Origin of the sequence: Agrobacterium albertimagni AOL15 (genome assembly GCF_000300855.1) — a bacterium.
Lineage (GTDB): Bacteria > Pseudomonadota > Alphaproteobacteria > Rhizobiales > Rhizobiaceae > Allorhizobium > Allorhizobium albertimagni.
Map to the genome: position 1 here is coordinate 335,856 of NZ_ALJF01000010.1, position 21,551 is coordinate 357,406.

20 protein-coding genes and 1 riboswitch are annotated in these 21,551 nt (G+C 62.1%); of the genes, 10 read left to right on the forward strand and 10 right to left on the reverse strand.

Features of this window, described 5'->3' with window-relative positions:
- Nucleotides 1-12 precede the first annotated feature (12 nt).
- Nucleotides 13-726: a cation efflux transmembrane domain-containing protein gene (locus tag QWE_RS13415; protein WP_006726679.1), complete on the forward strand. Its 714-nt coding sequence runs from the start codon at nt 13-15 to the stop codon at nt 724-726.
- A 69-nt stretch (nt 727-795) separates the two neighbouring features.
- On the opposite strand, the gene QWE_RS13420 is transcribed toward QWE_RS13415, so the two are convergent.
- From QWE_RS13420 to QWE_RS13435, 5 genes are all read right to left on the reverse strand, one after another.
- Nucleotides 796-1,113, reverse strand: coding sequence for a hypothetical protein (locus tag QWE_RS13420; protein WP_040300139.1), 318 nt, complete (start codon nt 1,111-1,113; stop codon nt 796-798).
- Nucleotides 1,114-1,333: 220 nt separating this feature from the next.
- Nucleotides 1,334-3,442, reverse strand: a complete 2,109-nt coding sequence (locus QWE_RS13425) for a S9 family peptidase (RefSeq protein ID WP_006726680.1) — start codon at nt 3,440-3,442, stop codon at nt 1,334-1,336.
- A gap of 96 nt (nt 3,443-3,538) precedes the next feature.
- Nucleotides 3,539-3,661: a hypothetical protein gene (locus QWE_RS25900; RefSeq protein ID WP_276306994.1), complete on the reverse strand. Its 123-nt coding sequence runs from the start codon at nt 3,659-3,661 to the stop codon at nt 3,539-3,541.
- A 14-nt stretch (nt 3,662-3,675) separates the two neighbouring features.
- Nucleotides 3,676-4,665, reverse strand: coding sequence for an NAD(P)/FAD-dependent oxidoreductase (locus QWE_RS13430; RefSeq protein WP_240532543.1), 990 nt, complete (start codon nt 4,663-4,665; stop codon nt 3,676-3,678).
- A 106-nt stretch (nt 4,666-4,771) separates the two neighbouring features.
- A complete protein-coding gene (locus QWE_RS13435; protein ID WP_006726681.1) occupies nt 4,772-5,656 on the reverse strand; it encodes a branched-chain amino acid aminotransferase in 885 nt (294 codons plus the stop codon).
- A gap of 301 nt (nt 5,657-5,957) precedes the next feature.
- Between QWE_RS13435 and QWE_RS13440 the strand changes: the two genes are divergently transcribed.
- Nucleotides 5,958-6,755, forward strand: a complete 798-nt coding sequence (locus tag QWE_RS13440; protein ID WP_040300227.1) for a MipA/OmpV family protein — start codon at nt 5,958-5,960, stop codon at nt 6,753-6,755.
- Between the two features lie 81 nt (nt 6,756-6,836).
- Nucleotides 6,837-7,790, forward strand: a complete 954-nt coding sequence (gene ubiA, locus QWE_RS13445) for a 4-hydroxybenzoate octaprenyltransferase (RefSeq protein ID WP_006726683.1) — start codon at nt 6,837-6,839, stop codon at nt 7,788-7,790.
- A gap of 132 nt (nt 7,791-7,922) precedes the next feature.
- Here the strand turns inward: ubiA and QWE_RS13450 are convergent, their stop codons facing one another.
- Nucleotides 7,923-8,489 carry a DUF6101 family protein gene (locus QWE_RS13450; RefSeq protein WP_006726684.1) on the reverse strand — a complete coding sequence of 189 codons (567 nt, stop codon included), beginning with the start codon at nt 8,487-8,489 and terminating at the stop codon, nt 7,923-7,925.
- Nucleotides 8,490-8,841: 352 nt separating this feature from the next.
- Here QWE_RS13450 and QWE_RS13455 point away from each other — a divergent pair, with 352 nt between their 5' ends.
- The 4 genes from QWE_RS13455 (at nt 8,842) to modC (ending at nt 13,735) form a co-directional block, all read left to right on the forward strand.
- Nucleotides 8,842-11,025 carry a DUF1217 domain-containing protein gene (locus QWE_RS13455; protein WP_006726685.1) on the forward strand — a complete coding sequence of 728 codons (2,184 nt, stop codon included), beginning with the start codon at nt 8,842-8,844 and terminating at the stop codon, nt 11,023-11,025.
- A gap of 95 nt (nt 11,026-11,120) precedes the next feature.
- The gene (gene modA, locus QWE_RS13460; protein ID WP_006726686.1) at nt 11,121-11,918 is read left to right on the forward strand and encodes a molybdate ABC transporter substrate-binding protein; all 798 of its coding nucleotides are present in this window, start codon (nt 11,121-11,123) and stop codon (nt 11,916-11,918) included.
- A 39-nt stretch (nt 11,919-11,957) separates the two neighbouring features.
- Entirely contained in the window at nt 11,958-12,650 is a 693-nt protein-coding gene (modB, locus tag QWE_RS13465; RefSeq protein WP_006726687.1) for a molybdate ABC transporter permease subunit, read from the forward strand.
- Nucleotides 12,650-13,735, forward strand: coding sequence for a molybdenum ABC transporter ATP-binding protein (gene modC / locus QWE_RS13470; protein WP_006726688.1), 1,086 nt, complete (start codon nt 12,650-12,652; stop codon nt 13,733-13,735). The genes modB and modC overlap by 1 nt, the downstream gene beginning before the upstream one ends.
- Nucleotides 13,736-13,739: 4 nt before the next feature.
- Here the strand turns inward: modC and QWE_RS13475 are convergent, their stop codons facing one another.
- From QWE_RS13475 to QWE_RS13485, 3 genes are read right to left on the reverse strand one after another with little or no spacing between them, the layout of a single operon-like run.
- Entirely contained in the window at nt 13,740-14,126 is a 387-nt protein-coding gene (locus QWE_RS13475) for a winged helix-turn-helix domain-containing protein (protein ID WP_006726689.1), read from the reverse strand.
- A 4-nt stretch (nt 14,127-14,130) separates the two neighbouring features.
- Entirely contained in the window at nt 14,131-15,558 is a 1,428-nt protein-coding gene (locus QWE_RS13480; protein ID WP_006726690.1) for an FAD-binding oxidoreductase, read from the reverse strand.
- 4 nt (nt 15,559-15,562) lie between these two features.
- Complete coding sequence (locus QWE_RS13485; protein ID WP_006726691.1) at nt 15,563-16,555, reverse strand: L-threonylcarbamoyladenylate synthase; 993 nt, start codon at nt 16,553-16,555, stop codon at nt 15,563-15,565.
- Nucleotides 16,556-16,771: 216 nt separating this feature from the next.
- Here QWE_RS13485 and QWE_RS13490 point away from each other — a divergent pair, with 216 nt between their 5' ends.
- Nucleotides 16,772-17,851 carry a GGDEF domain-containing protein gene (locus tag QWE_RS13490; RefSeq protein ID WP_006726692.1) on the forward strand — a complete coding sequence of 360 codons (1,080 nt, stop codon included), beginning with the start codon at nt 16,772-16,774 and terminating at the stop codon, nt 17,849-17,851.
- A 16-nt stretch (nt 17,852-17,867) separates the two neighbouring features.
- On the opposite strand, the gene QWE_RS13495 is transcribed toward QWE_RS13490, so the two are convergent.
- Nucleotides 17,868-18,473 (reverse strand): DUF6656 family protein, encoded by a 606-nt coding sequence (locus tag QWE_RS13495; RefSeq protein WP_006726693.1) that lies wholly within the window; start codon nt 18,471-18,473, stop codon nt 17,868-17,870.
- 303 nt (nt 18,474-18,776) lie between these two features.
- Nucleotides 18,777-18,979, forward strand: a riboswitch (cobalamin riboswitch).
- A gap of 103 nt (nt 18,980-19,082) precedes the next feature.
- Here QWE_RS13495 and QWE_RS13500 point away from each other — a divergent pair.
- Both QWE_RS13500 and QWE_RS13505 read left to right on the forward strand, forming a co-directional pair.
- A complete protein-coding gene (locus QWE_RS13500) occupies nt 19,083-20,327 on the forward strand; it encodes an aromatic ring-hydroxylating oxygenase subunit alpha (protein WP_006726694.1) in 1,245 nt (414 codons plus the stop codon).
- Between the two features lies 1 nt (nt 20,328).
- Nucleotides 20,329-21,414: an FAD-binding oxidoreductase gene (locus QWE_RS13505; RefSeq protein WP_006726695.1), complete on the forward strand. Its 1,086-nt coding sequence runs from the start codon at nt 20,329-20,331 to the stop codon at nt 21,412-21,414.
- Nucleotides 21,415-21,551 lie beyond the last annotated feature (137 nt).

Consider the following 21,551-nt stretch of genomic DNA (forward strand, 5'->3'; position numbering starts at 1 on the left):
AGGATTCTGGAAATGAGTGCAGCCTGCGGCCATGATCACGCGCCTTTCGACGGTATGTCCGACATCTACAAGCGCCGGCTCTGGCTGGTGATCGCCATCAATGCCGGAATGTTTGCCGTCGAAATGACGGCCGGCCAGCTGGCGCGGTCCCAGGCGCTTCAGGCCGATGCGCTGGATTTCTTCGCCGATGCCATAACCTACGGCATCTCGCTCGCCGTGATCGGCGCATCGCTGAAGACCCGCAGCATCGCCGCCGCAGGCAAGGGGCTAAGCCTCTTCCTGATGGGGCTCTGGGTCTTCGGCTCCACCATCTGGCGTGTCTTTCAGGGCGGTGTGCCTGAGGCGCCGGTCATGGGTCTCATCGGCCTTCTGGCGCTCGCCGCCAATGTCGCCAGCGTGCTTCTCCTGATGTCCTACAAGGATGGAGACGCCAATGTCCGCTCCGTCTGGCTCTGCTCCCGCAACGATGCGATCGGCAATGTCATCGTGATGATCGCGGCCCTCGGCGTCTGGGGCACCGCGACTGCCTGGCCCGACCTGATCGTCGCCGGTATCATGGCAGGCCTCTTCCTCTACTCCTCCGTCCAGATCCTCAGCCAGAGTTACCGCGAGTGGAGAGCGGGGGAGGCAGTCACCCTGTCCTCGTCCTGCTGTCGGACGGGGAAGGCATCCTGCGGGTCGGGGCATGGCCATGATCACGCTCATCATGCGCATCGACACCCCTAAGGGAATGCCCAGACGCAAGAAGGCCGGCCTGGCATCATGCCGGCCGGCCTTCTTGACCGCATCGTCTCATCAGAATTCCTGATAGGGCGAAGGGGGTATCTCGTATTCGCGGTAGGCGGCTTCCACCGCCTGCACCCGGGAATCGGCGGGCTGGCGGTCCCGGTTCGGACCATTGCCGATATCGACGATCGCCTTGCGCGACCCTTCGACGGTCCAAAGCGCCGAAGCCAGCTGGTTCGACAGAAGCGTGCTGGAAAACGTGCTGGCACCGCTCGCGCGGGGCGTGCTGGTATTCGACGTTTCGGGGGCTGCATCCTCTGCGCCGGTCGTGTTTGGCACGTACCGGCTTTGGTAGGAGTAGCCGCTCAGGCCGCTATCGATCCTCATGGCGGACACCTCAGTTGAAGAATTAACCTTTTGTTAACCTTTCAACCTTGCGCGAAGCTTGCGCCGGCTGTGTCGCTATGAGAATTGCCCCTTGCGCAATGTCGCGACTGAAAGTACGGGCAGCGAATCAAGCCGTTAAGGTGTGGCTGTTTCAGGAGTTGCTGAGACAATGCCAAAAACGCACCCGTTATTGCTTGCAGCGCTCTATTGCGCGGCCGCCTCACATCTTGCCGGCCACCTTGATCGCATAGGCATATTCAAACGCGATCTCTTCCAATCGCTGGAAGCGCCCGGACTTGCCGCCATGGCCGGCGGCCATGTTGGTTTTGAGCAGGAATGGTCCGGCCTCCGGTACGGTTTCGCGCAGCTTGGCGATCCACTTGGTCGGCTCCCAATAGGTCACGCGTGGGTCGGTGAGACCCGAAAGCGCGATGATCGGCGGGTAAGGCTTCTTCTCGACATTGTCGTAAGGGCTGTAGGCCGCAATCCAGCGATATTCCTCCTCCGACTCGATCGGATTGCCCCATTCCGGCCATTCCGGCGGGGTGAGCGGCAGCGTGTCGTCGAGCATGGTGTTGAGCACGTCTACGAAGGGCACGGCGGCGATGATGCCGGCGAACTTCTCTGGCGCCATGTTGGCGACGGCCCCCATCAGCATTCCGCCGGCAGAACCGCCTTCGGCGATGATTCGGTCGTATGCGGTGAAGCCCTCTTTCACCAGATGATCGGCGGCCGAGATGAAGTCCTTGAAGGTGTTGACCTTCTTTTCCATCTTGCCGTCTTCATACCAGGAAAATCCCTTGTCCTTGCCGCCACGGATATGCGCGATGGCATAGACGAAGCCGCGATCGGCGAGCGACAGGCAATTGGTGTTGAAGCCGGCGGGGATGGTGATGCCATAGGCGCCGTAGCCATAGAGCAGGCAGGGTGCGGAGCCGTCGAGCTTGGTGTCGCGGCGGTAGAGCAGGGTGACCGGCACCTTCTCCCCATCATGCGCTTCGGCAAAGACCCGGCGCGTGACGTAGTCTTCCGGCGTGTGACCTGATGGCACTTCCTGGGTCTTCAGAAGCGTGCGCTCGCGCGTCGCCATGTTGTAGTCGAACAGCTGGCTTGGCGTCGTCATCGAGGAGTAGGAGAAGCGGATGACATCCGTCTCGTATTCCGCAGCGCCCTGAAGCCCCAGCGAATAGGCTTCTTCGGCAAAGGCGATCGAATGCTCTTCGCCCGACTTGCGGTCGCGGATCATGATGACCGGCAGGCCTTCGCGGCGCTCCAGCCAGACGAGATGGCGGGCAAAGGCCATGTGGTTGAGGATCAGACGGCCCGGCTCATGCGGCACCACCTCTTTCCAGTTCGCCTTGCCGGGAGCAGTCACCGGCGCCTCGACGATCTTGAAGTCCTTGGCATCATCGGCATTGGTCAGGATGTAGAAAACGTCTCCGCCTTCCGTCATCGAATACTCGACGCCTTCCTCGCGCTCCGCAACCAGCATCGGCTCGGCCATCAGGTCCTTGGTCGAAAGCAGGCGGTATTCGGATGTCTCGTGGTCATGAATGTCGATGAAGATGAAGTCGTCGAGCAGCGAGCCACCGACGCCCATGAAGAAGCCCGGATCCTTCTCCTCATAGACAAGACGATCTGCCGATTGCGGCTGACCGACGATATGGTGGAAGACCTTGGACGGCCGGTGGTTCTCGTCCTGCAGCGTATAGAAGAAGCTCTTGCCATCGGGCGCCCAGACGCCGCCGCCGGCAGTGTTTTCCAGAACGTCGTCGAGATCCTGCTTGGTCGAAAGATCGCGGATGCGCAGCGTGTAGTATTCCGAGCCCTTGTCGTCGTAGCCCCAGATGCCGAAGCTGTGGTCGGTGGTGTGATCGATGCCGGAAAGGCGGAAATAGTCCTTACCCGTTGCCTCCTTGTCGCCGTCGAGCAGGAGGTCGCGGATCGTCTCGTCCTTCGGATTGCCGTCACGCGGAATGCGGAAATAGCGTGGCTGCTCGCCGCCGGTGACGAAGGCCGAGCCATAGGCAAACGCGCCGTCCTTCATTGGGATCGACGAATCGTCTTCCTTGATGCGCCCCTTCATCTCGGCAAACAGCGTCTTCTGCAGCTCCTTGGTGTCCGCCATCGCTGCTTCCATATAGGCGTTTTCGGCCTCCAGATAGGAGCGGATCTCAGGATCGAGGATCGAGGTGTCCTTGAACATCGCCTGCCAGTTGTCGGCGCGCAGCCAGGCGTAATCGTCCGTTCGGGTGACGCCGTGGCGCGTGTCGGAAACGGGCTTCTTCGCAGCGACGGGCGGGGAGGGCAGGTTGTTGAAGACGGACAAAGGCGCTTCCTCTTTCGGAATGGATCTCGGGAATACGTGATGCTTCCCGAGACATAGAGAGGCCGCTGCCGGGGATCAAGGCGAGCGCATGGTCGCTCAGCGATAGGCGCGCAGGTAATGCCCTTCGAAATAGCGCTTCAGCCAGTGGAAGACTTTCAGTCTCGGCCCGACGAAGCTGCGCGTTTTGCTGCGATAGACCAGCATGGCGCTATCGAGCATGTCGACGATGCAGATCAGTTCCGGCTTGAAGGCGGCGCGGCCGGGTCTGCCTTTGAGAACATCCGCGATGTTCTTCGCCGCAGTCTTCGCCTGCAGATCGGCCTGATGCGCCTGTTTCGGCAGCCAGTCCGGCCCGGGAATGCTGCCGCTGTCGCCGACCACCAGACACTCTCCCGGTCGCGCACCCGGCAGGTCTCGTCGGCAGCGATCATGCCGCCTGGCGAGAGCGGGAGATCAGTCTCGGACAGCCAGGCCGGACCGGTGAGTCCGGGCATGAAGAGGATCAAGTCGGCTGCAATCTCGCCGCCTTCCGTCACCACTCGGTCGGCCTCGAAGCGTACCATCTTGTGGCCGAGATGCGTGCGGATGTTGCGGCGTGCCATTTCCTTGAGAAGGCCATCGACCGCCTCGTCGCCGAGGCGCTGGCCGGGCCGTTCGGACGGGTTGAAGAAGACCAGTTTGAAGCGCTCGCGCCGCCCCTGGCGCCGCAGAAGGCTGTCGATGATGAACAGGAATTCGAACATCGGGCCGCCGCGTACGGCCCCCTGTTCCTGCGGGTTGCTGGCAAAGCCGATCGCGATCGTGCCGCCATCCATCGCGTCCAGCCGGCGCGCGATCTCCTCGCCAACGGCAATCCCCTCGCAGGGCACCAGCGCATGTTCGATGCCGGGCAGCTTGCGGATGAAGCGTCCGCCGGTCGCGATGACCAGATGGTCGGTTCCGTAGTCGCCGCGATCCGTGATGATAAGCCTGCCGCCCTCGGCAAGGCCGGTCACGGAGGCCATGACGTGATCGACCCGGTGCTCGCGGAAGAAATGAGCCAGCGGTACCTTCAGCGCTTTGCCCTGGCGCAGCCCCGCCGGCAGCCAGATCGAACTTGGCAGATAATGCAGCTCGTCTCTCGGAGAGATGACCACAATCTCGTCCTCGACGCCGTTGCGGCGCAGCTCACGAATGGTGGTCAGCGCTCCGAAGCCGGAGCCGAGAACGGTGATGCGGGCCATGATCCATCTCCATAATATAAAAATTCATATGTATGAAGGTATGCAATATTTCCCAAGGTGTCGCAACGCCGCAGGGAGGATCAGTTCCCTGCGACGAAGTCACCGATCACTCGTGCGAGGACTTGCCCCGCGCCCAGTCCATGTAAAGCTCGAGCGCCTTGCGTGTTACGGGCCCTTCCTGGAACTGCGCGTCGTCGAGGCGGGTCACCGGCACGACCTTGGAATAATTCCCGGTCTGGAAGATCTCGTCGGCATTCATGAAGTCCTCGACCGAGAGCGTCACCTCGCGCACCTCGAAGCCTGCCTGGCGCAGAAGACCCATGACGCGAGCGCGGGTGATGCCGGCGAGGAAGGTGCGATTGGCGGCAGGCGTATAAACGACGCCGTCCTTCACCATGAAGACGTTGGACGACGCGGTCTCGACCACATTGCCGTTCATGTCGCGCACCAGCGCATTGTCGAAGCCGCGATTGCGGGCATCAATGATCATGCGGCCGGAATTCGGATAGAGGCTGCCGGTCTTGGCATCGGTCATCGCGCATTCCGGCGTCGGACGCCGGAAGGGCGACACCGTCAGGGACGAGGGCTTGGCCGTGTGCATCGGCGCCTCGAACAGGCAGAGCGCAAACCGTGTCGATTCCGGATCGGCGGCGACAACCGAGCCCATCTGGCCGTGTTCGGCCCAATACATCGGTTTGATATAGATCGCCGTCTTGCCATCGAACTTCGCGACGCCTTCCCAGGCGAGGCGCTCGATCTCCTCGGCCGGCATCACCGCCTTCATGCCCATATTGGCGGCCGAGCGATTGACGCGCTGGCAATGCAGGTCGAGATCCGGCGCGATGCCGTCGAACCAGCGTGCGCCATCGAACACCGTCGAACCCAGCCACATCGCATGCGAGACCGGCCCGATCAGCGGCGGGTTGCCGGCAAACCATTCGCCGTCGACATAGGTGAAGGTGGGGGTGCGGGCGGATGTATCGACGGCCATGGCGGGTCTCCTGTTCTCGTTGCTTCGCAGCAAAGTCGCCTCAGGCCCCAAGGTCAAGGCGAAACACGCCCTCAGGACACGATTTGGCAAACATCCACGTCAAAACCGTCGATCGAAAAGGATTTCCACATGAATCCAGAAGCTTGGGTGATGGATCGATCAGTGCGCCTGATGGTCGTGACAGGCAAGCGATCCGTGCACGCCGACGTGGTTAAAGATCCTGTAACGGATTCCTGAAATATTGAACGAAGTTGAGATCGCGATCTTCGGTCTTGTGTACTGCGTTTTCTTGGGGGTCTTCATGAACAGGCTGCGTATCAAAGCCCTGCTTGCCGCATCGGTTGCGGTTTCGTCTTCGCCTGCCTTTGCCGATGGTCTCTTCTCCGGAAACTGGTATGTCACCCTCGGCGGCGCAGGCATTTCCGCGCCGACCTTCGAAGGCTCCAAGAACCGCAAGCTCTTTTTCCAGCCGATCATTTCGGTCGGCCGTGGCGGTGCGCCGCGTTTCTCGTCGCGCAATGACAATCCGTCCTTCGCGATCTACAACACCGACGTTCTGCGCGCCGGTGTCGTTGGCAAATTCGTGCCCTCGCGCGACGCGGGCACTGACGATGCGTTGCGGGGTCTCTCCGAGGTCAAGTGGGGTGGTGAGCTCGGCGGCTTCGCCGATGTCTATGTCACCGACTGGATGCGTGGCCGCGCCGAAGTCCGCCAAGGCATCCGCGCCCATGATGGCCTCGTCGCCGATATCGCCGTCGATGCCTTTACAGATATCGCGCCGGATCTCAGGGTCTCGGCCGGTCCGCGCATGACCTTCGCCACCAGCGGTTACACCAACGCCTATTACGGCGTGGACGCTGCCGAATCTGCCGCGTCGGGGCTTGGCCAGTACAATCCCGGAGGTGGCGTCACCTCTTATGGCGCGGGCGGGGCGATCACCTGGAACGCCACCGACAAGATCGCCATGAGCGCCTTCACTGAATACAAGCGGCTCGCCGGTCCGGCTGCCGATTCGAGCCTGGTGCAGGAGCGTGGCTCCAAGAACCAGCTGATGTTCGGTGTCTCCGCCAGCTACAAGTTCGGCGTCAGCTTCGACTGACGAAAAGGCCGCAGCCAATTTTGCCGCATCGATGGGAGCGGGCGGTTTTCTTGAACCCGCCCATGCTCTATCAGTTGGACCATGAGCACCACTGAGCCGAACATCGATCGCGTCATCGACGCGCCCTCCGACAACTTCGTCTATCGCATCTTGCCGCGATGGCTCTGGCCGCATGCCCAGCTCGCCCGCTGGGATCGCCCGATCGGATGGCAGCTCCTGATGTGGCCCTGCTTCTGGTCCTCGGCTCTCGCCGCCAATGCGCTTGCGGCCGAGGGGCGCCTGAACCTCGGCCTCTTCGTCTTCCATCTCTTCCTGTTCTTCGTCGGCTCGGTTGCCATGCGCGGTGCGGGCTGCACCTATAACGATCTCGTCGACCACGAGATCGACAACATGGTCGCGCGTACCCGGTCCCGCCCGTTGCCGTCGGGCCGCATCTCGCGCCGCAATGCCAAGATCTTCATGGTGGTGCAGTCGCTGGTCGGGCTTGCCGTGCTCTTGTGCTTCAACAGCTTCTCGATCGTGCTCGGCATACTCTCGCTCGCCGTCGTTGCGATCTATCCCTTCGCCAAGCGCTTCACCGACTGGCCGCAATTCTTCCTCGGGCTCGCCTTCTCCTGGGGCGGCCTCATGGGCTGGGCCGGCCTGCACGGCAATCTCTCGCTGGCCTCCATTCTCGTTTATGTCGGCGCGGTCGCCTGGACGATCGGTTACGACACGATCTACGCCCATCAGGACCGAGAGGACGATGCGCTGGTCGGCGTGCGCTCGACGGCGCGTCTCTTCGATCGTGACACCAAGATCTGGCTGAGCGGGCTTTATGGCCTGACGCTTCTCCTGCTGCTCTCTGCCTTTATCGCGGCCGGTGCGGCTTTCCCCGCCGTCATCGGCCTCTTGATTGCAGCTGCGCTCTTCGCTTGGCAGATCAAGGTGCTCGATATTGATGACGGCGCCCAGTGCCTCGCGCTCTTCAAGTCGAACAACCGCGTCGGCCTCATTATTTTCTTGGGCCTCGTCGCCGCCATTCCCTTCGCCTGAGCTTTGTTCAGGCGGCGCTAATCAAAGCGCCGCTCTCGTTTCATTTCGAGACGCGGGCAGCCGATATCCCTCAAAAGCCAGAGGCCCGGAAGTTTCCTTCCGGGCCTCTGGCTGTTCAGTCTTGGGACGCAATCAGTTGCGTGCGATGATTTCCTTTCCGGAAATCTTCATGGTTACGCCCAGCTTGCCGGTCGTGCGGCGCACCAGGAAGCGCGGGCGACGCTCGGCGAAATAGGAGTGGCGGCGACGCGGCTGCGTCTCCTTGGTGCGCACATCGCCGAGGTGGTCTTCGAGCGGGCGGGCAACGCCGTCAGCCTCGACCATCAGCATCGGGATGCGGAAGGCATCGGCCCAGCCGCGCCAGTCGGCAGCGATGTCGCAGAGATCATGCGCGACCAGGAGCGGAATGCACAGATCCGGGTCTTCGTGATGCAGTTCGAGCGTCACGGTGACTTCCCCGTCGCCATGGTCGATGGCGCGGGCGGCAACGCCCTTGAAGGCGCGAGTGGGAAGAGCGAAGGAAAGCGGCAGGCCGCTACCGGGAAGGACCTTGCGCAGAACGGCACCGCGCTCGTCTATTGTGATCGTGACGTCGCCCAGAGCTCCCCGCAATGCGTAAGTCACCTGCTGGGGGAACCGCGAGGGATCCAGACGCAGAGTGGCGCCGGCCCATGCTGGCTTCAAAACCGTGTTCGTCATCTTCATGCTACCCTTGTTTTACCCGAGAGCGCGTCATGTGCTCGTCTGTTCGGGACTTTTCGTCCTCTGTGGGGGCAAGATAGCCAGCCGCTGTTGGAGACAGCTTAAAAGACGCGGTAAAGAAAACCTTGCGCGGTCAAATGGTTAGTTTTGTCGTACCGCTCACGGTTTCGAAAAGGTGAAAGTCCTCCTCGATCTGTTCCGCGACGAAACGGATACGGCCTGACGCGTCTGATCACCGCGATCGGAGCGCAGAAACAACCTGAGGCTTCTTCATGAATTCATAAAGCTTGAGGCAAGGAATTTGCGCCATACTGTGATTCGCGCGCGCCACGTTCTGCAAGGAATCCTGATGGTCTCGACCTATCTGAGCTACAATCTCGTCAACCGTGACATCAAGGGGAGCCTCAACCGCACCGCCTCTGATCCACTCGTCGCGCGCCAGACTGAGTACTTCAAGCAGAACATCGGTAAGGTCACGACGCTCGAGGGATTCCTCGACGACTACCAGCTCTATTCCTATGCGATGAAAGCCCATGGTCTCGAAGAGATGACCTATGCCAAGGCTTTCATGAAGAAGGTGCTGGAAAGCGATCTGTCGGATGAAAAGAGCTTTGCCAACCAGCTGACGGACGAGCGCTACCGCAACTTCGCCGCCTCTTTCCAGTTCTCGGCGGAAAAGACCGATCTGCAGACGGATTCCCAGCAGGCAAGACTGCTGGAGAAATACGAAGCCTCGCTTGCCGCCCAGAGCGACACGCTGGAGGCGGAGGCCTTCTATTACGAGTCGATGATCGACAAGGTCACCAATGTCAGCGGTCTCGTCAACAACAGCCGCCTGATGACGTTTGCGCTTGATGCCTATGGCATCGACGGCACCTATTACACCAAGGATCATCTGACCAAGGTCCTGACCAGCGACACCTCCGATCCGGACAGCTATGTCAACCAATTGGTCGCCAATGGTGCAGCAAATGCAGCGAGCTTCCTCAAGCTCGCCCAAGCTTTCAGCTTCAATGCCGACGGTTCGCTGTCGGGCGCCACCGCCCAGACCGCCGCCCAGAAGGAGGCGACTGTCTCGCTCTATGTCAACGAAGAGCAGATCTATGTCACCGACTACTACCGCCAGCGTGAGCGCGCCTATTACGAATCGAAGATCTCGACCTTGACCTCGGTCGATGAGCTGACCGCCGATACACGCCTGTTCAACTATGTCCGGACGGCGTTCGAGCTGGGTTCGATGACCGCCTCGACCTTCAAGCAGATCGTGACGAGCGACACCTCCGATCCGGACAGCTATGCCGCCACGAACGGTGGCGATGCCTGGGTGGCGATTGCCGGCAAGTTCAACTTCGCCAGCGATGGCACGGTGGAATCAGGCATGACCGCGCAGGGGACGACCCAGCTCGCTTCCACACATTCCGGCTTTGCAACCTTCTACGACGATGCGGACGAAGAGCGTAAGGAAGCGCTCATCGATCTCTTCAAGACGAGGATCGCCGATGTTCAGAATGTCGACAAGCTTTTGGCCGACACGACCATGCGTCTCGTCCTGCAGCGCACCTTCGGCTTCGAGGCCAACGAGTTCTCGACCCGCGACCTGAAGCGCGCGCTCACCAGCGATTTCACCGATCCGAACAGCTTTGCCAACAAGTCCAAGGACACGCGCCTGATCGAAATGTCGAAGCTCTTCAACTTCGACAGTGAAGGCAATGCCGGCGTGCCGCTCGCGCCGCACAACACGCTGACGGCGACGATGATCGCCAAGCAGTTCGTCATCAACGAAGTCCGCTTCCTCAGCGCCAACGAAAAGACGGCCGCACGCGAAGCTGCGACCAAGAAGGCCGAGGTCTACCAGGAGCGCATCCAGTCGATCGGTACCGTCAAGGAACTGCTGGCCGATCGTGAAGTGCTCGACGTCGTCATAGGCGCCTTTGGGCTCGATCCCAAGGACGTCACCGACGACTTCCTCAAGCAGGCTTTCGGTTCGGATCTCTCCGACCGCAAGAGCTTCGTCAATCAGCAGCCGGACAGCCGCTGGGCCGAACTCGTCGCTTCCTTCAACTTTGATGCCAATGGCAATCTCACCCGCGAGACGATGGGCACGATCCAGCAGCGCGGCGAGACGATGGAAACGGTCAATAAGTATCTCCGGCAGACGCTGGAAGAGGCCGAAGGGGAGAGCAACGAGGCGGTGCGCCTGGCGCTCTACTTCCAACGCGCCGCGCCCAACATCACCGATGCCTATGGCCTCATCGCGGACGATGCGCTCATGGCGGTCTTCCGGACGACCTTCGGCTTCTCCGACGAATTCTCCAACATGGATGTCGACCAGCAGGCACGTATCATCAACGAAAACCTCAAACTCGCCGATCTCCAGGATCCGGCCAAGCTTGAGCGCTTCCTGCAACGCTACACGGCCATGTACGATACGCAAAACAATGTCGGAGCCTCTTCTGCGGCCACGATTCTGGCGGGCGGAGGCGGCACCATCTCGGCCGATCTGCTGTTCAGTCTGGCGCAGCTGAAGGCCTGATCACGCGGTTTCAAGGCGACCCGCCGGCCTCTTGTCGGCGGGTTTGTTTTTGACTATCGATATATCCCAAGAGATATATCGAAAAGGAGTTCCCCGTGGTCCGGGTTCTGAAGACGGCAGTGGTCGCGGTCACCGCCCTGGTCGCCGTGGCTGCAGCAAGCCTGCCCTTGACGGCGGCCCGCGCCGAGGAGCCCGTTACCGTCTTCGCAGCTGCCAGTCTGAAGGAGAGCATCGAACAGATTGCCGCCGCCTGGAAGCAAGCGGGCGGAACGGAGGTCCGGCTGTCCCTGGCCGGCAGTTCGGCCCTGGCGCGGCAGATCGAGCAGGGCGCGCCTGCAGACCTTTTCATCTCCGCCGACCTCAAATGGATGGACCACCTGGAAAAGGCGGGCCAGATCAAGGCGGATACCCGGATCAACCTGCTCGGCAACCGGATCGTACTTGTTGCGCCGATGGGCTCGAGCGTGACCACGACCATCGCCCCTGGCTTCCCGCTCGCAAGCCTTCTCGGCAATGAGCGTCTGGCCATGGCCAATGTCGATGCCGTGCCCGCCGGCTCCTATGGCAAAGCGGCGCTGGAGAGCCTCGGCGTGTGGGAGAGCGTCAGGGACAAGGTCGCCCAGGCGGAGAATGTCCGCGCTGCCCTGCTGCTCGTTTCCCGCGGCGAAGTACCACTCGGCATCGTCTACGAGACGGATGCCAGGGTCGACCCAAGTGTGAAGATTCTCGACCGCTTCCCCGAGGCGAGCCATCCCGCCATTGTCTACCCGGCGGCGCTCACGACCGAGAGCGAAAACCTGCACGCCACCGACTTCCTCGCTTACTTGCAGGGCACAGACGCCCATGCCATCTTCACCGCCGCCGGCTTCACCGTGCTCGCCAAGACCAACTGAAGCCAGAACCGCCATGACCAAGCATCCGGGATACCACATTTGACCCTGACGGCCGAAGAATGGACCGCGATGCTCTTGAGCCTGAAGGTCGCGGCCGTTGCCGTCACCTTCTCGCTGCCGCTGGGTCTGGTCGTTGCCTGGCTGCTGTCGCGCAAGGAGTTCTGGGGCAAGTCGCTTCTCAACGGCCTCGTGCACCTGCCGCTCATCCTGCCGCCTGTCGTCACGGGTTACCTGCTGCTGATAACCTTTGGCCGGAGAGGCGCCGTCGGCGCGTTCCTGGAAGAAACCTTCGGCCTCGTCTTCTCCTTCCGCTGGACGGGAGCGGCCCTTGCCGCGGCCGTCATGGGCTTTCCGCTGCTCGTGCGCTCCATTCGCCTGTCGCTCGATGCCGTCGATCGCAAGCTGGAGGCGGCTGCCGCGACGCTCGGCGCCCCGCCGCCTTACGTCTTCTTCACGGTCACCCTGCCGCTCATTCTGCCCGGCATCGCCGCCGGCGTTATCCTCGCCTTCGCCAAGGCGATGGGCGAATTCGGTGCCACGATCACCTTCGTCTCCAATATTCCCGGTGAGACCCAGACGCTGGCATCGGCGATCTATACCTATACCCAGGTGCCCGGCGGTGACCTCGCAGCCATGCGCCTCACCGTGATCTCGATCGTGCTGTCGCTCGGTGCCCTCATCGCCTCCGAGTTTCTATCGCGCCGCATCGCCGCCAGGGTGGGAGCCGCCTGATGCTGGAGCTGTCGATCCGCCATCGTCAGGGTGATTTCACGCTCGAGGCCGATCTCGTGCTGGGCGAGGGCCTGACGGCACTGTTCGGCGCTTCCGGCTCCGGCAAGACGACGCTGATCAACATCGTCGCTGGCCTGATCCGTCCTGAGGCCGGCCATGTCAGCTTCAACGGCAAAACATGGAGCGACGCCTCGACCTTCCTGCCGCCGCATCGCCGGCGCATCGGTTACGTCTTTCAGGAGGGCCGCCTCTTTCCGCACCAGACTGTTCTGCAGAACCTGCGCTACGGAGAACGCCTCCTACCGCGCGCCGAACGCCGCGAGGATCTGACCCGCATCACGTCGCTCCTTGGCATCTCCGATCTGCTCGACCGACGCCCATCCCATCTCTCCGGCGGCGAAAAGCAGCGTGTGGCACTTGGCCGTGCCCTGATGGCAAGCCCGAAGCTGCTTCTGATGGACGAGCCGCTTTCCGCCCTCGACAACGCCCTGAAGGCGCAGATCCTGCCCTATATCGAGCGCATCCGCGACGAATTCGGCGTGCCGATCCTTTATGTCAGCCACTCCGTCGAGGAGGTGGCACGATTGGCGACGGCCGTCGTCACCTTCGACGCCGGCAGGGCAATTGCCGTCGGGCGCCCCGATGAGGCGCTGGCGACGGTGGCACAGGCCTCCGGCGACCTTCCGGCAGGTAATTTCATCGAAGCCGAGATCACGGGGCACCACGAGGATGACGGACTGACAGAGGCGCTGTCGCTCGCCGGCCCGATCCTGTTGCGGCGCAGTTCTCTGGCGGCAGGAACACGGGTGCGCGTCTTTGTGCCCGTTTCCGACATCGTCGTCGCGACGGAGGCGGGCGACGGGCTTTCGGCGCTCAATCGGCTCTCGGGTCACATCGTCGATCTTGCCGAGCGTGACGGAGGCAGCGTGACACTGACCGTCGATTGCCACGGCCAGCCCCTGATCGCCGAGGTCACCCGGCGCTCGTGTCAGCAGCTCGCGCTCGCGCCCGGAATGCGTGTGCATCTGCTGTTCAAGACGGTCTCGATTGCATCGGAAGCTCTGTTTCGTCAGGGGCGAGGCTGAAGCTTCAGCCGTCGTCGTCGCCCTTGCGACCGCCGGCGAAAAATTCCGCCGCCTGCATGCTTTCAAGCCAGGCGAGATCAGTCGAAAGCGCCTTGCGGCTCTCTGCATCCATGCGTCGGCATGCGCCGAGCAAAGTCTCGCCGAACGGTGTGAGCCCCGCGCCGCCGCCACTCTTGCCGCCGTGGCGGGTGAAGATCGACGGCTCCTGGAACATCCGGTTGATCTCGTCTGCTAGCAGCCAGGCGCGCCGATAGGACATGCCCATTGCCGCCCCCGCCGCACGGATCGAGCCGTGCTCCTCGATCAGCGCCAGCAACTGGGCCTTGCCCGGCCCCAGCCGCGCACCATTGGAAAGATCAATCCGAAGCGAGAGGCGAGGGGAGCCGGTCATGGGCTCAGCCGATCACCTTGCCGGGGTTCATGATACCGGCGGGGTCGAAGGCCTGCTTGATGCGCCGCATCAGCTCGGTCTCGATCGCCGGTCGGCTCGCAGCCAATTCGTCACGCTTCAGCTGACCGACGCCATGCTCCGCCGAGATAGACCCTGTGTGCCTGTGCACGACCGCATGCACCACGGCATTCACCTCACGCCAGCGGGCGATGAAGGCGGCCTTGTCGGCGCCGACGGGCTGGCTGATGTTGTAATGGATATTGCCATCGCCGAGGTGGCCGAAAGCGCAGATCCGGGCATCCGGCATCAGCGCATGCACGGCGGCATCCGCTTCCGCGAGGAAGGCCGGAATGCGCGAGACAGGCACGGATACGTCATGCTTGATCGATCCGCCCTCCGGCCGCTGGGCCTCGGACATGCTTTCGCGCAGATGCCAGAAGGCATTCTGCTGGGCGAGTGAACTGGCGATCGCCGCATCCGACACGAGACCTGCCTCGAAGGCCTCGGCCAGCAGCTCCTGCATCATCGTTTCAGCCGTCTCGGCCGAATCCGATGTCGAGATGTCGACAAGCGCATACCAGGGATGGATCGAGGTGAGCGGGTCGCGCACGCCGGCAATATGCTTTGTCGTGAATTCGATGCCGATCCTCGGCATCAGCTCGAAGCCCGTCAGTGCCGAGCCACAGCGCTGCGAGGCTTTTTCGAACAGCTGAAGGGCGGCTTCCGGCGAGGCGAGCCCGACATAGGCCACCTGTCTCCCGCGCGGACGCGGCACCATTTTCAGCACTGCGCCTGTGATCACGCCAAGCGTGCCCTCCGCACCGATGAAGAGGTCGCGCAGGTCGTATCCGCTATTGTCCTTCTTCAGCCGCCGCAATCCGTCCCAGATCTCGCCCGTCGGCAGCACGACTTCGAGCCCGAGGCAGAGCTGACGCATATTGCCATAGGCAAGCACGGCGGTGCCTCCGGCATTGGTCGCGAGATTGCCGCCGATCCGGCAGGAGCCTTCCGAGCCGAGCGACAGCGGGAACAGCCGGTCATGCGCCTCGGCCGCCTTTTGAACGTCGGCAAGTATGGCGCCGCCATCAGCGACGATCACGTCGGCAACCGGATCGACTTCCCGGATCCTGTTCATCCGTTCGAGGGAGAGGAGAACGTCCTGCCCGTCCTCGCGCGGTACCTGTCCGCCGACAAGGCCCGTGCGGCCGCTGACCGGCACGATCGACGTGCCCGTCTCGGAGGCGAGCTTGAGGATCGCAGAGACCTCGGCCGTCGAGCCCGGCTTCAGCACCAGCGGCGAGGCGCCGTGATAGAGGCCTCGGTTCTCCGTCAGATAGGGTTTGATATCAGCGGTCGCGGTCAGCGCATTGGCCTCGCCGACAATATCGACGAAGGCGCGCAGACGATCCGCAAGGCTCATGGTCACATTCATCTTGTCATCCCTCCGTGCCACGCGGTGCAGCCGCCCGCATCAGCCGGTCATTGATCGCCTCGCCCAAACCCTCGTCGGGGATTTGCATGACGGCAATACCCGTAGCCCCGCTCGCATCCGCGCGCTTCAGGTAGTCGAAGAGATTGCTGGCCGCCTCGGTAAGGTCTGCCGTCGGGCTCAGGTTGAAAAGTGCATGCGCGGCCGCCGCGCCCGATATGTCGTCGGGACCAAAGGCAATCAAGGCTTCCCCAGCAGACACCTCTGTCGCCTTCAGTCGCACGGCGGCATTTGGGGCGTAATGTGAAGCGAGCATGCCCGGCGCCTCGATCGCCGCCGTTCCCGAAGCCTTGGGACGAACGACCGGCTTGCCGGTGACGGACTCGATCGCCTCGACCGCAATGCCGCCCGGTCGGAGCAACCGGATCTCGCCGTCTTCCACCTTCACGATCGTCGATTCCACGCCGACAGGGCAGGGGCCGCCATCGACGATCACCTCGATCTTCTGGCCGAGATCGGCGTCCACATGCTGCGCTGTCGTCGGGCTGATCCGCCCGGAGGAATTGGCGCTCGGAGCCGCAAGCGGTCGGCCGAGACTGCGGATAAGCTCTGCCGTAAACCCGACGGGGACGCGTATGCCGACCGTGTCGAGCCCGGCGGTCGCAAGCGGATGAATGCCGGAGTTTTCCTTGAGCGGCAGAACGAGGGTCAAAGGCCCCGGCCAGAAGGCCTCGGCCAGCTTGCGCGAGATCGGGTCGAACACGGCATAGCGTTCCGCCATGGCGAGATCCGCCATGTGGCAGATCAGCGGATTGAAGCGCGGCCGCCCCTTGGTCTCGTAGATGGAAGTGATGGCGGTCGGATGGGTCGCGTCGGCTGCAAGCCCGTAGACGGTCTCAGTGGGGATCGCCACGGGAAGATGCCGCAGAAGCACCTCGGTCGCTGCCGAAATTGCCTCCGCCTTTTCCGTGTCGTGAGCGATCGGGATGATCCGCGCCATTTTCGAGAGCCTTCCAGTCTGCCTGCGATCGTCCTTATCGCGTGCGGAACAAGGCGGCAAACCTCTTTTTCAGCGCAGCCAGGGGCAGTTTCCACCCTAATTTTTAAAGGGGGAGGCGAAATCGTTCGAATTTTAACTACCGACGTAACTGAAAGAAAGAATTGTTCGCCTATGGTCCAGATAAGAGACGGAAAGCCTCACTCGGGAAATGGACAGATGCAGCAAGTCAAGAATCCGGCCGCCAGCATTGCGCTTCGTGTCGCGACCGCCATGCATCAGATGGGCATCGACGGTCTGCCGCGCAATTACGAGCTGGTCTACGAGGCCTATTCAGGCAGCAATCCCGAACTGGTGCGCGAGTTCATCGCGCTCGGCAAGGTGAAGACCCAGGAAGCCCTCGACGAACTCGGCCGTAAATATCTGCCGCATCACCATGAAGACGGGCTGCTGAGCCGCCAGAACGGCCAGGTTCGCGCCGAGATGAGCAATTTCATCAGCCTGCTGAACGAAGAGAAGATTTCGCTCACCGATTACGGCCGCGTCATCGGCCATGCCTCCAAGACCATCCTGACTGAAGCCGACCTAGAAGGCACGCCGCTCGGCCAGTCGATCAAGATGCTGAAGGCCGCGACCGAAAAGCGCGCCCACCAGAACAGCAATGTCGTGCGCGCCGTGGTCGACAAGACGGCATCGCTTGCCGACCTCCAGCGCGAGGCCGAAGAGGCCGAAGCCGCGAAGTTCGTCGATCCGGTCACTCGTCTTGCCTCCCGCCGCGCTTTCAACAAGGCTGTGGCCAAGATCTATGTGAATCCGGAAATGCCGGTGCTCTGCGGCGTCGCGATCGGCGAGATCGACGACTATGTCCGCATCCAGGAGCAGATGGGCCCGGCCGTCGCCGAGCGTTTCCTGATGCAGGTCGCCAAGGTTCTCGAAGCCGTCTCCGGTGGTGGCGATCTCGCCTGCCGCTTCGATGCCGGCCGCTTTGGTCTGCTGCTCTACACATCGGACCAGGAAGAGATAAGCCGCGTCGTCGATCTCGTTCGCGCCAAGCTGAAGGCCACCAATTTCGTCGGCTCGTCCAGCGGCCCGCGTGTCGGCCAGCTGACCATGTCCTTCGGCATCTGCTATTCCGAGCAGGCCCCGAATGCCTTCGACTTCACCAACTTCGCCGAAAAGGCGCTCGCCACCTCCAAGGCAGCCGGCGGCGACACCGTGACGATCTACGGCGCAAGCGATTATGTCTCGAAGGACTGGTTGCTCTACAAGAAGAAGCCGGTGGGCGGTTTCGGCGCCTGAGCGCCGAAGTCCACTCTCAAAGCTTTGCGATGATCTTCCTGAGCTCGGCGTCTCTCGCGCCGAGCATCAGCACGTTGCGCAGCGCCTCTTTCGGATCCACGGTCTGGAACAGCAGCCCGTTGTTGCGGAACGAACGGTCGATGGTCATCGCCTTGGCCTCTGCTTCAGGCTTGATCGCCACGGCGAAATACATACGTCCGTAATTCTGCTTGATCTGCTCGAAGAACACCTCTTCGCCACCGAGTTCGGCAAAGAAATTGGCGATGTAGAAGGCCCATTTCACGTCGGCATACTGCGCGAAATTCGTGCGCGCCGCCGTCACGTGACAGTAGCCGAGATGCGGGCTGTTGTTCAGCGTGCGGTGAAAAATGACCTTGGGAAACTTGATCGAGCGATGGAAGCCGTTGATCCGCTCATGCGTCGTCTCGGCGGCCCGCTCGAGCCGCCGCCCGGTACGCGCAGCCACTTCCTCGTAGGTCAGATACCGGCGTTCGTCCGGCAGCCAATCCTCGCGGCTGCGCGAAATCCGTCCGGTTCGGAGGAATTCGGTATGGACGGCCTTGGATGGCGACGGCGGCTTCGTTTCCGCTTTCGGAGCCGCGTAGTATCTGAGTTTCTGCATCTTGACGCTCTGACGGTACCCGGACTGACTGCTGGAGCTTAGCGCAGCATGGTTAATCATGATTTGATGGTATTCTGCATCAGCGAGATTTCGCGAGGCTTGCCGCAGTGCAATTCCGGGGAATGGCCGTAAATCGCCCGTTTGCGCCATGATTTCAGCGGCCGGGAAGATGCCGCCGCCACACCCTTCGGAAAACAATGGGAAATTCCTGAAATCTCTGCCCTTGATCGCCATCTGGGCGATGTCGCAAACGATTTGGGCCGTGTCGTTCCGCAATGCAGCGCAGCCCCGCGCCCTGTGATTAGATGCAGGCAAGCTCGAGGTGCTGCCCTGCTAGGGAGGGTGGGAAATCGGGAAGCCGGTCAAAATCCGGCGCTGCCCCCGCAACGGTGGTGGAGAATGCGTTTTGGCACAAGGCCACTGGGGGCAACCCTGGGAAGGCGCCGACGCGGTCCGCAAATGGACCACTCCTGAGCCCGGAAACCAGCCTCGGCAGACGGACATTTGAGGTTGCGGAGGGCGACCGGAGATAGCCATGCACACCGCCTTCTTAAGGCGACGGCAGGCTGTGCTCTCTTCTCCCCCGAATTTTTGAAACACGAGGACGACATGGACCTGCAGGCCAACGTGCTGCGCCAGCTGAAGAACCGCCGCGAGGGTTTCTCCCTTGAACAACCATTTTACATCGACCAGGACTATTTCAAGCTCGACATGGAGATGATCTGGTATCGCGACTGGCTGTTCATCGGCCATGACTGCGAGATCCCGCGCGCCGGCAACTACTTTACCGCCCAGATCGGCGACTATCCCGTCGTCATCGTGCGCGGCAAGGATCAGGTCATCCGCGCCTTCCACAACACCTGTCGTCATCGCGGCCACCGCGTCTGCACCAAGGACAAGGGCGCTGCGGCCAAGCTCGTCTGCCCCTATCACAACTGGACCTATGACCTCGACGGTTCGCTCGTCTTCGCGCGCCAGATGGGGGAGACTTTCGACAAGGCGGAATTCGGCCTGAAGACCGTTCATTGCGAAAGCGTCGGCGGTTACATCTTCGTCTGTCTCGCCAATGAGCCCGCCGATTTCGCGCCCGTCCGCGCCTCCATCGAGCCTTATCTCCGCCCGCATCGCCTCTGGGAAGCCAAGGTCGCCCACAAGAACACGATCATCGAGAAGGGCAACTGGAAACTCGTCTGGGAAAACAACCGGGAATGCTACCACTGCGCCGGCAACCATCCGGAGCTCTGCCGTACCTATCCGGAAGCGCCGACCGCAACCGGCGTGCAAGGCGCAGGCGATGACCCGTTCATTTCCGAGCACTGGGCGCGCTGCGAAGCCGCAGGCCTGCCGTCCACGTTCAACATGGACCCGTCGGGGCAGTTCCGCACGGCCCGCATGCCTCTGATAGAGGATGCCGAAAGCTACACCATGTCCGGCAAGCGCGCCGTGAAGAAGCCGCTCTCCGCTGACGTTCCGATCAGCCATATCGGCACCATGCTGCTTTTCCACTATCCGACGACCTGGAACCACATCCTCGGCGACCACGCGATCTCCTTCCGCGTCCTGCCGCTGTCGGCCGAAGAGACCGCGGTCACCACCACCTGGCTGGTCAACAAGGATGCGGTCGAAGGCGTCGATTACGACTTGGAAGAGCTGACCCATGTCTGGAACATGACCAACGACCAGGACCGCTCGATCGTTGAAGAGAACGCCTTTGGTATCCGCTCGCCGGCCTATGAGCCCGGTCCCTATTCCGTCGATCACGAAGGTGGCGTCATGCAGTTCGTCGAATGGTATTCCAACTTCATGACGAGCCGCCTGCAGGGCGACAAGGCTCGGCTGTCCGTGGTGGCGTGAGATGAACATCGCCGTCACCCAGTATCGCCATGTCGACGAGATGCGCCCCTGGTCCGACCGGGAGCATCTCCTGGAATGCGTCGCCGTCACGCCGGAAGCTGCCGACGTGATGACCTTCACCTTCAAGCCGAATAAGCCGGGCCTGTGGTTCCGTTATCTACCCGGCCAGTTCGTCACGCTGGAGATCCCCGTTGGCCCCGAGCCAGTCATGCGCACCTACACGCTCTCCTCCAGCCCCTCGCGTCCCTATACGGTGGCCGTGACGGTCAAGGCGCAGAAGGAGAGCATCGGCACCCGCTGGATGTTCGACAACCTGAAGCCCGGCATGGCGCTCAAGGCCTTCGGCCCGCTCGGCGACTTCTCCTATGCCAAGTATCCGGGCAAGAAGTATCTCTTCATCTCGGCCGGCTCCGGCATCACGCCGATGATGTCGATGACCCGGGATCTGAGCGACCGGGCGCCCGACAGCGACATCACCTTCCTCAACTGTGCCCGCTCGCCCGACGACATCATCTTCCGCTGGGAGCTGGAGGCCAAGGCGCGCGACATGCCGAATTTCCAGCTCGGTTTCATCATCGAGCAGCTGGGCCGTGGCCAGCTCTGGTCCGGGCTGAAAGGTCGTATCGACAAGGCAAAGATCGCGCTGCTCGCCCCTGATTTCCTCGAGCGTACCGTCTTCTGCTGCGGCCCGGCCCCCTTCATGGCGACCGTGCGCGAGGCGCTCGAAGGGGCAGGCTTCGACATGAAGCAATACCACGAGGAGGCCTTCCAGCCGGTAAAGGCGGAGCCTCTGGTGGTGGTCGCCGACCATGTCGATGGCGAGCAAGCCACCAAGGTCACCTTCGCCATGTCGGGCAAGGACGGCCTCTGCGCCCCAGGCCATACGGTTCTACAGGCGGCCCGCGCCGCCGGTGTCCGCATCGGCGCTGCCTGCGAATCTGGCCTTTGCGGCACCTGCAAGGTCATGAAACTCTCGGGCGAAGTCGAGATGGACCACAATGGCGGCATCCTCGATGACGAGATCGACGAGGGCTACATTCTCGCCTGCTGTTCGCGGCCGAAGGGCGATATCGAAATCGAAGCCTAGGCATCGGCCAAGACATCAATTGACCGTGAAGCGAGGGCGGGTCCGGATGGGGGCTCGCCCTCCCTCGTTTCTGCGGGATCTCGCCACCCTTCATCCCTTGCAGCGAAGGTCCTTGCGGTTTAGCATCCTCTGATGGA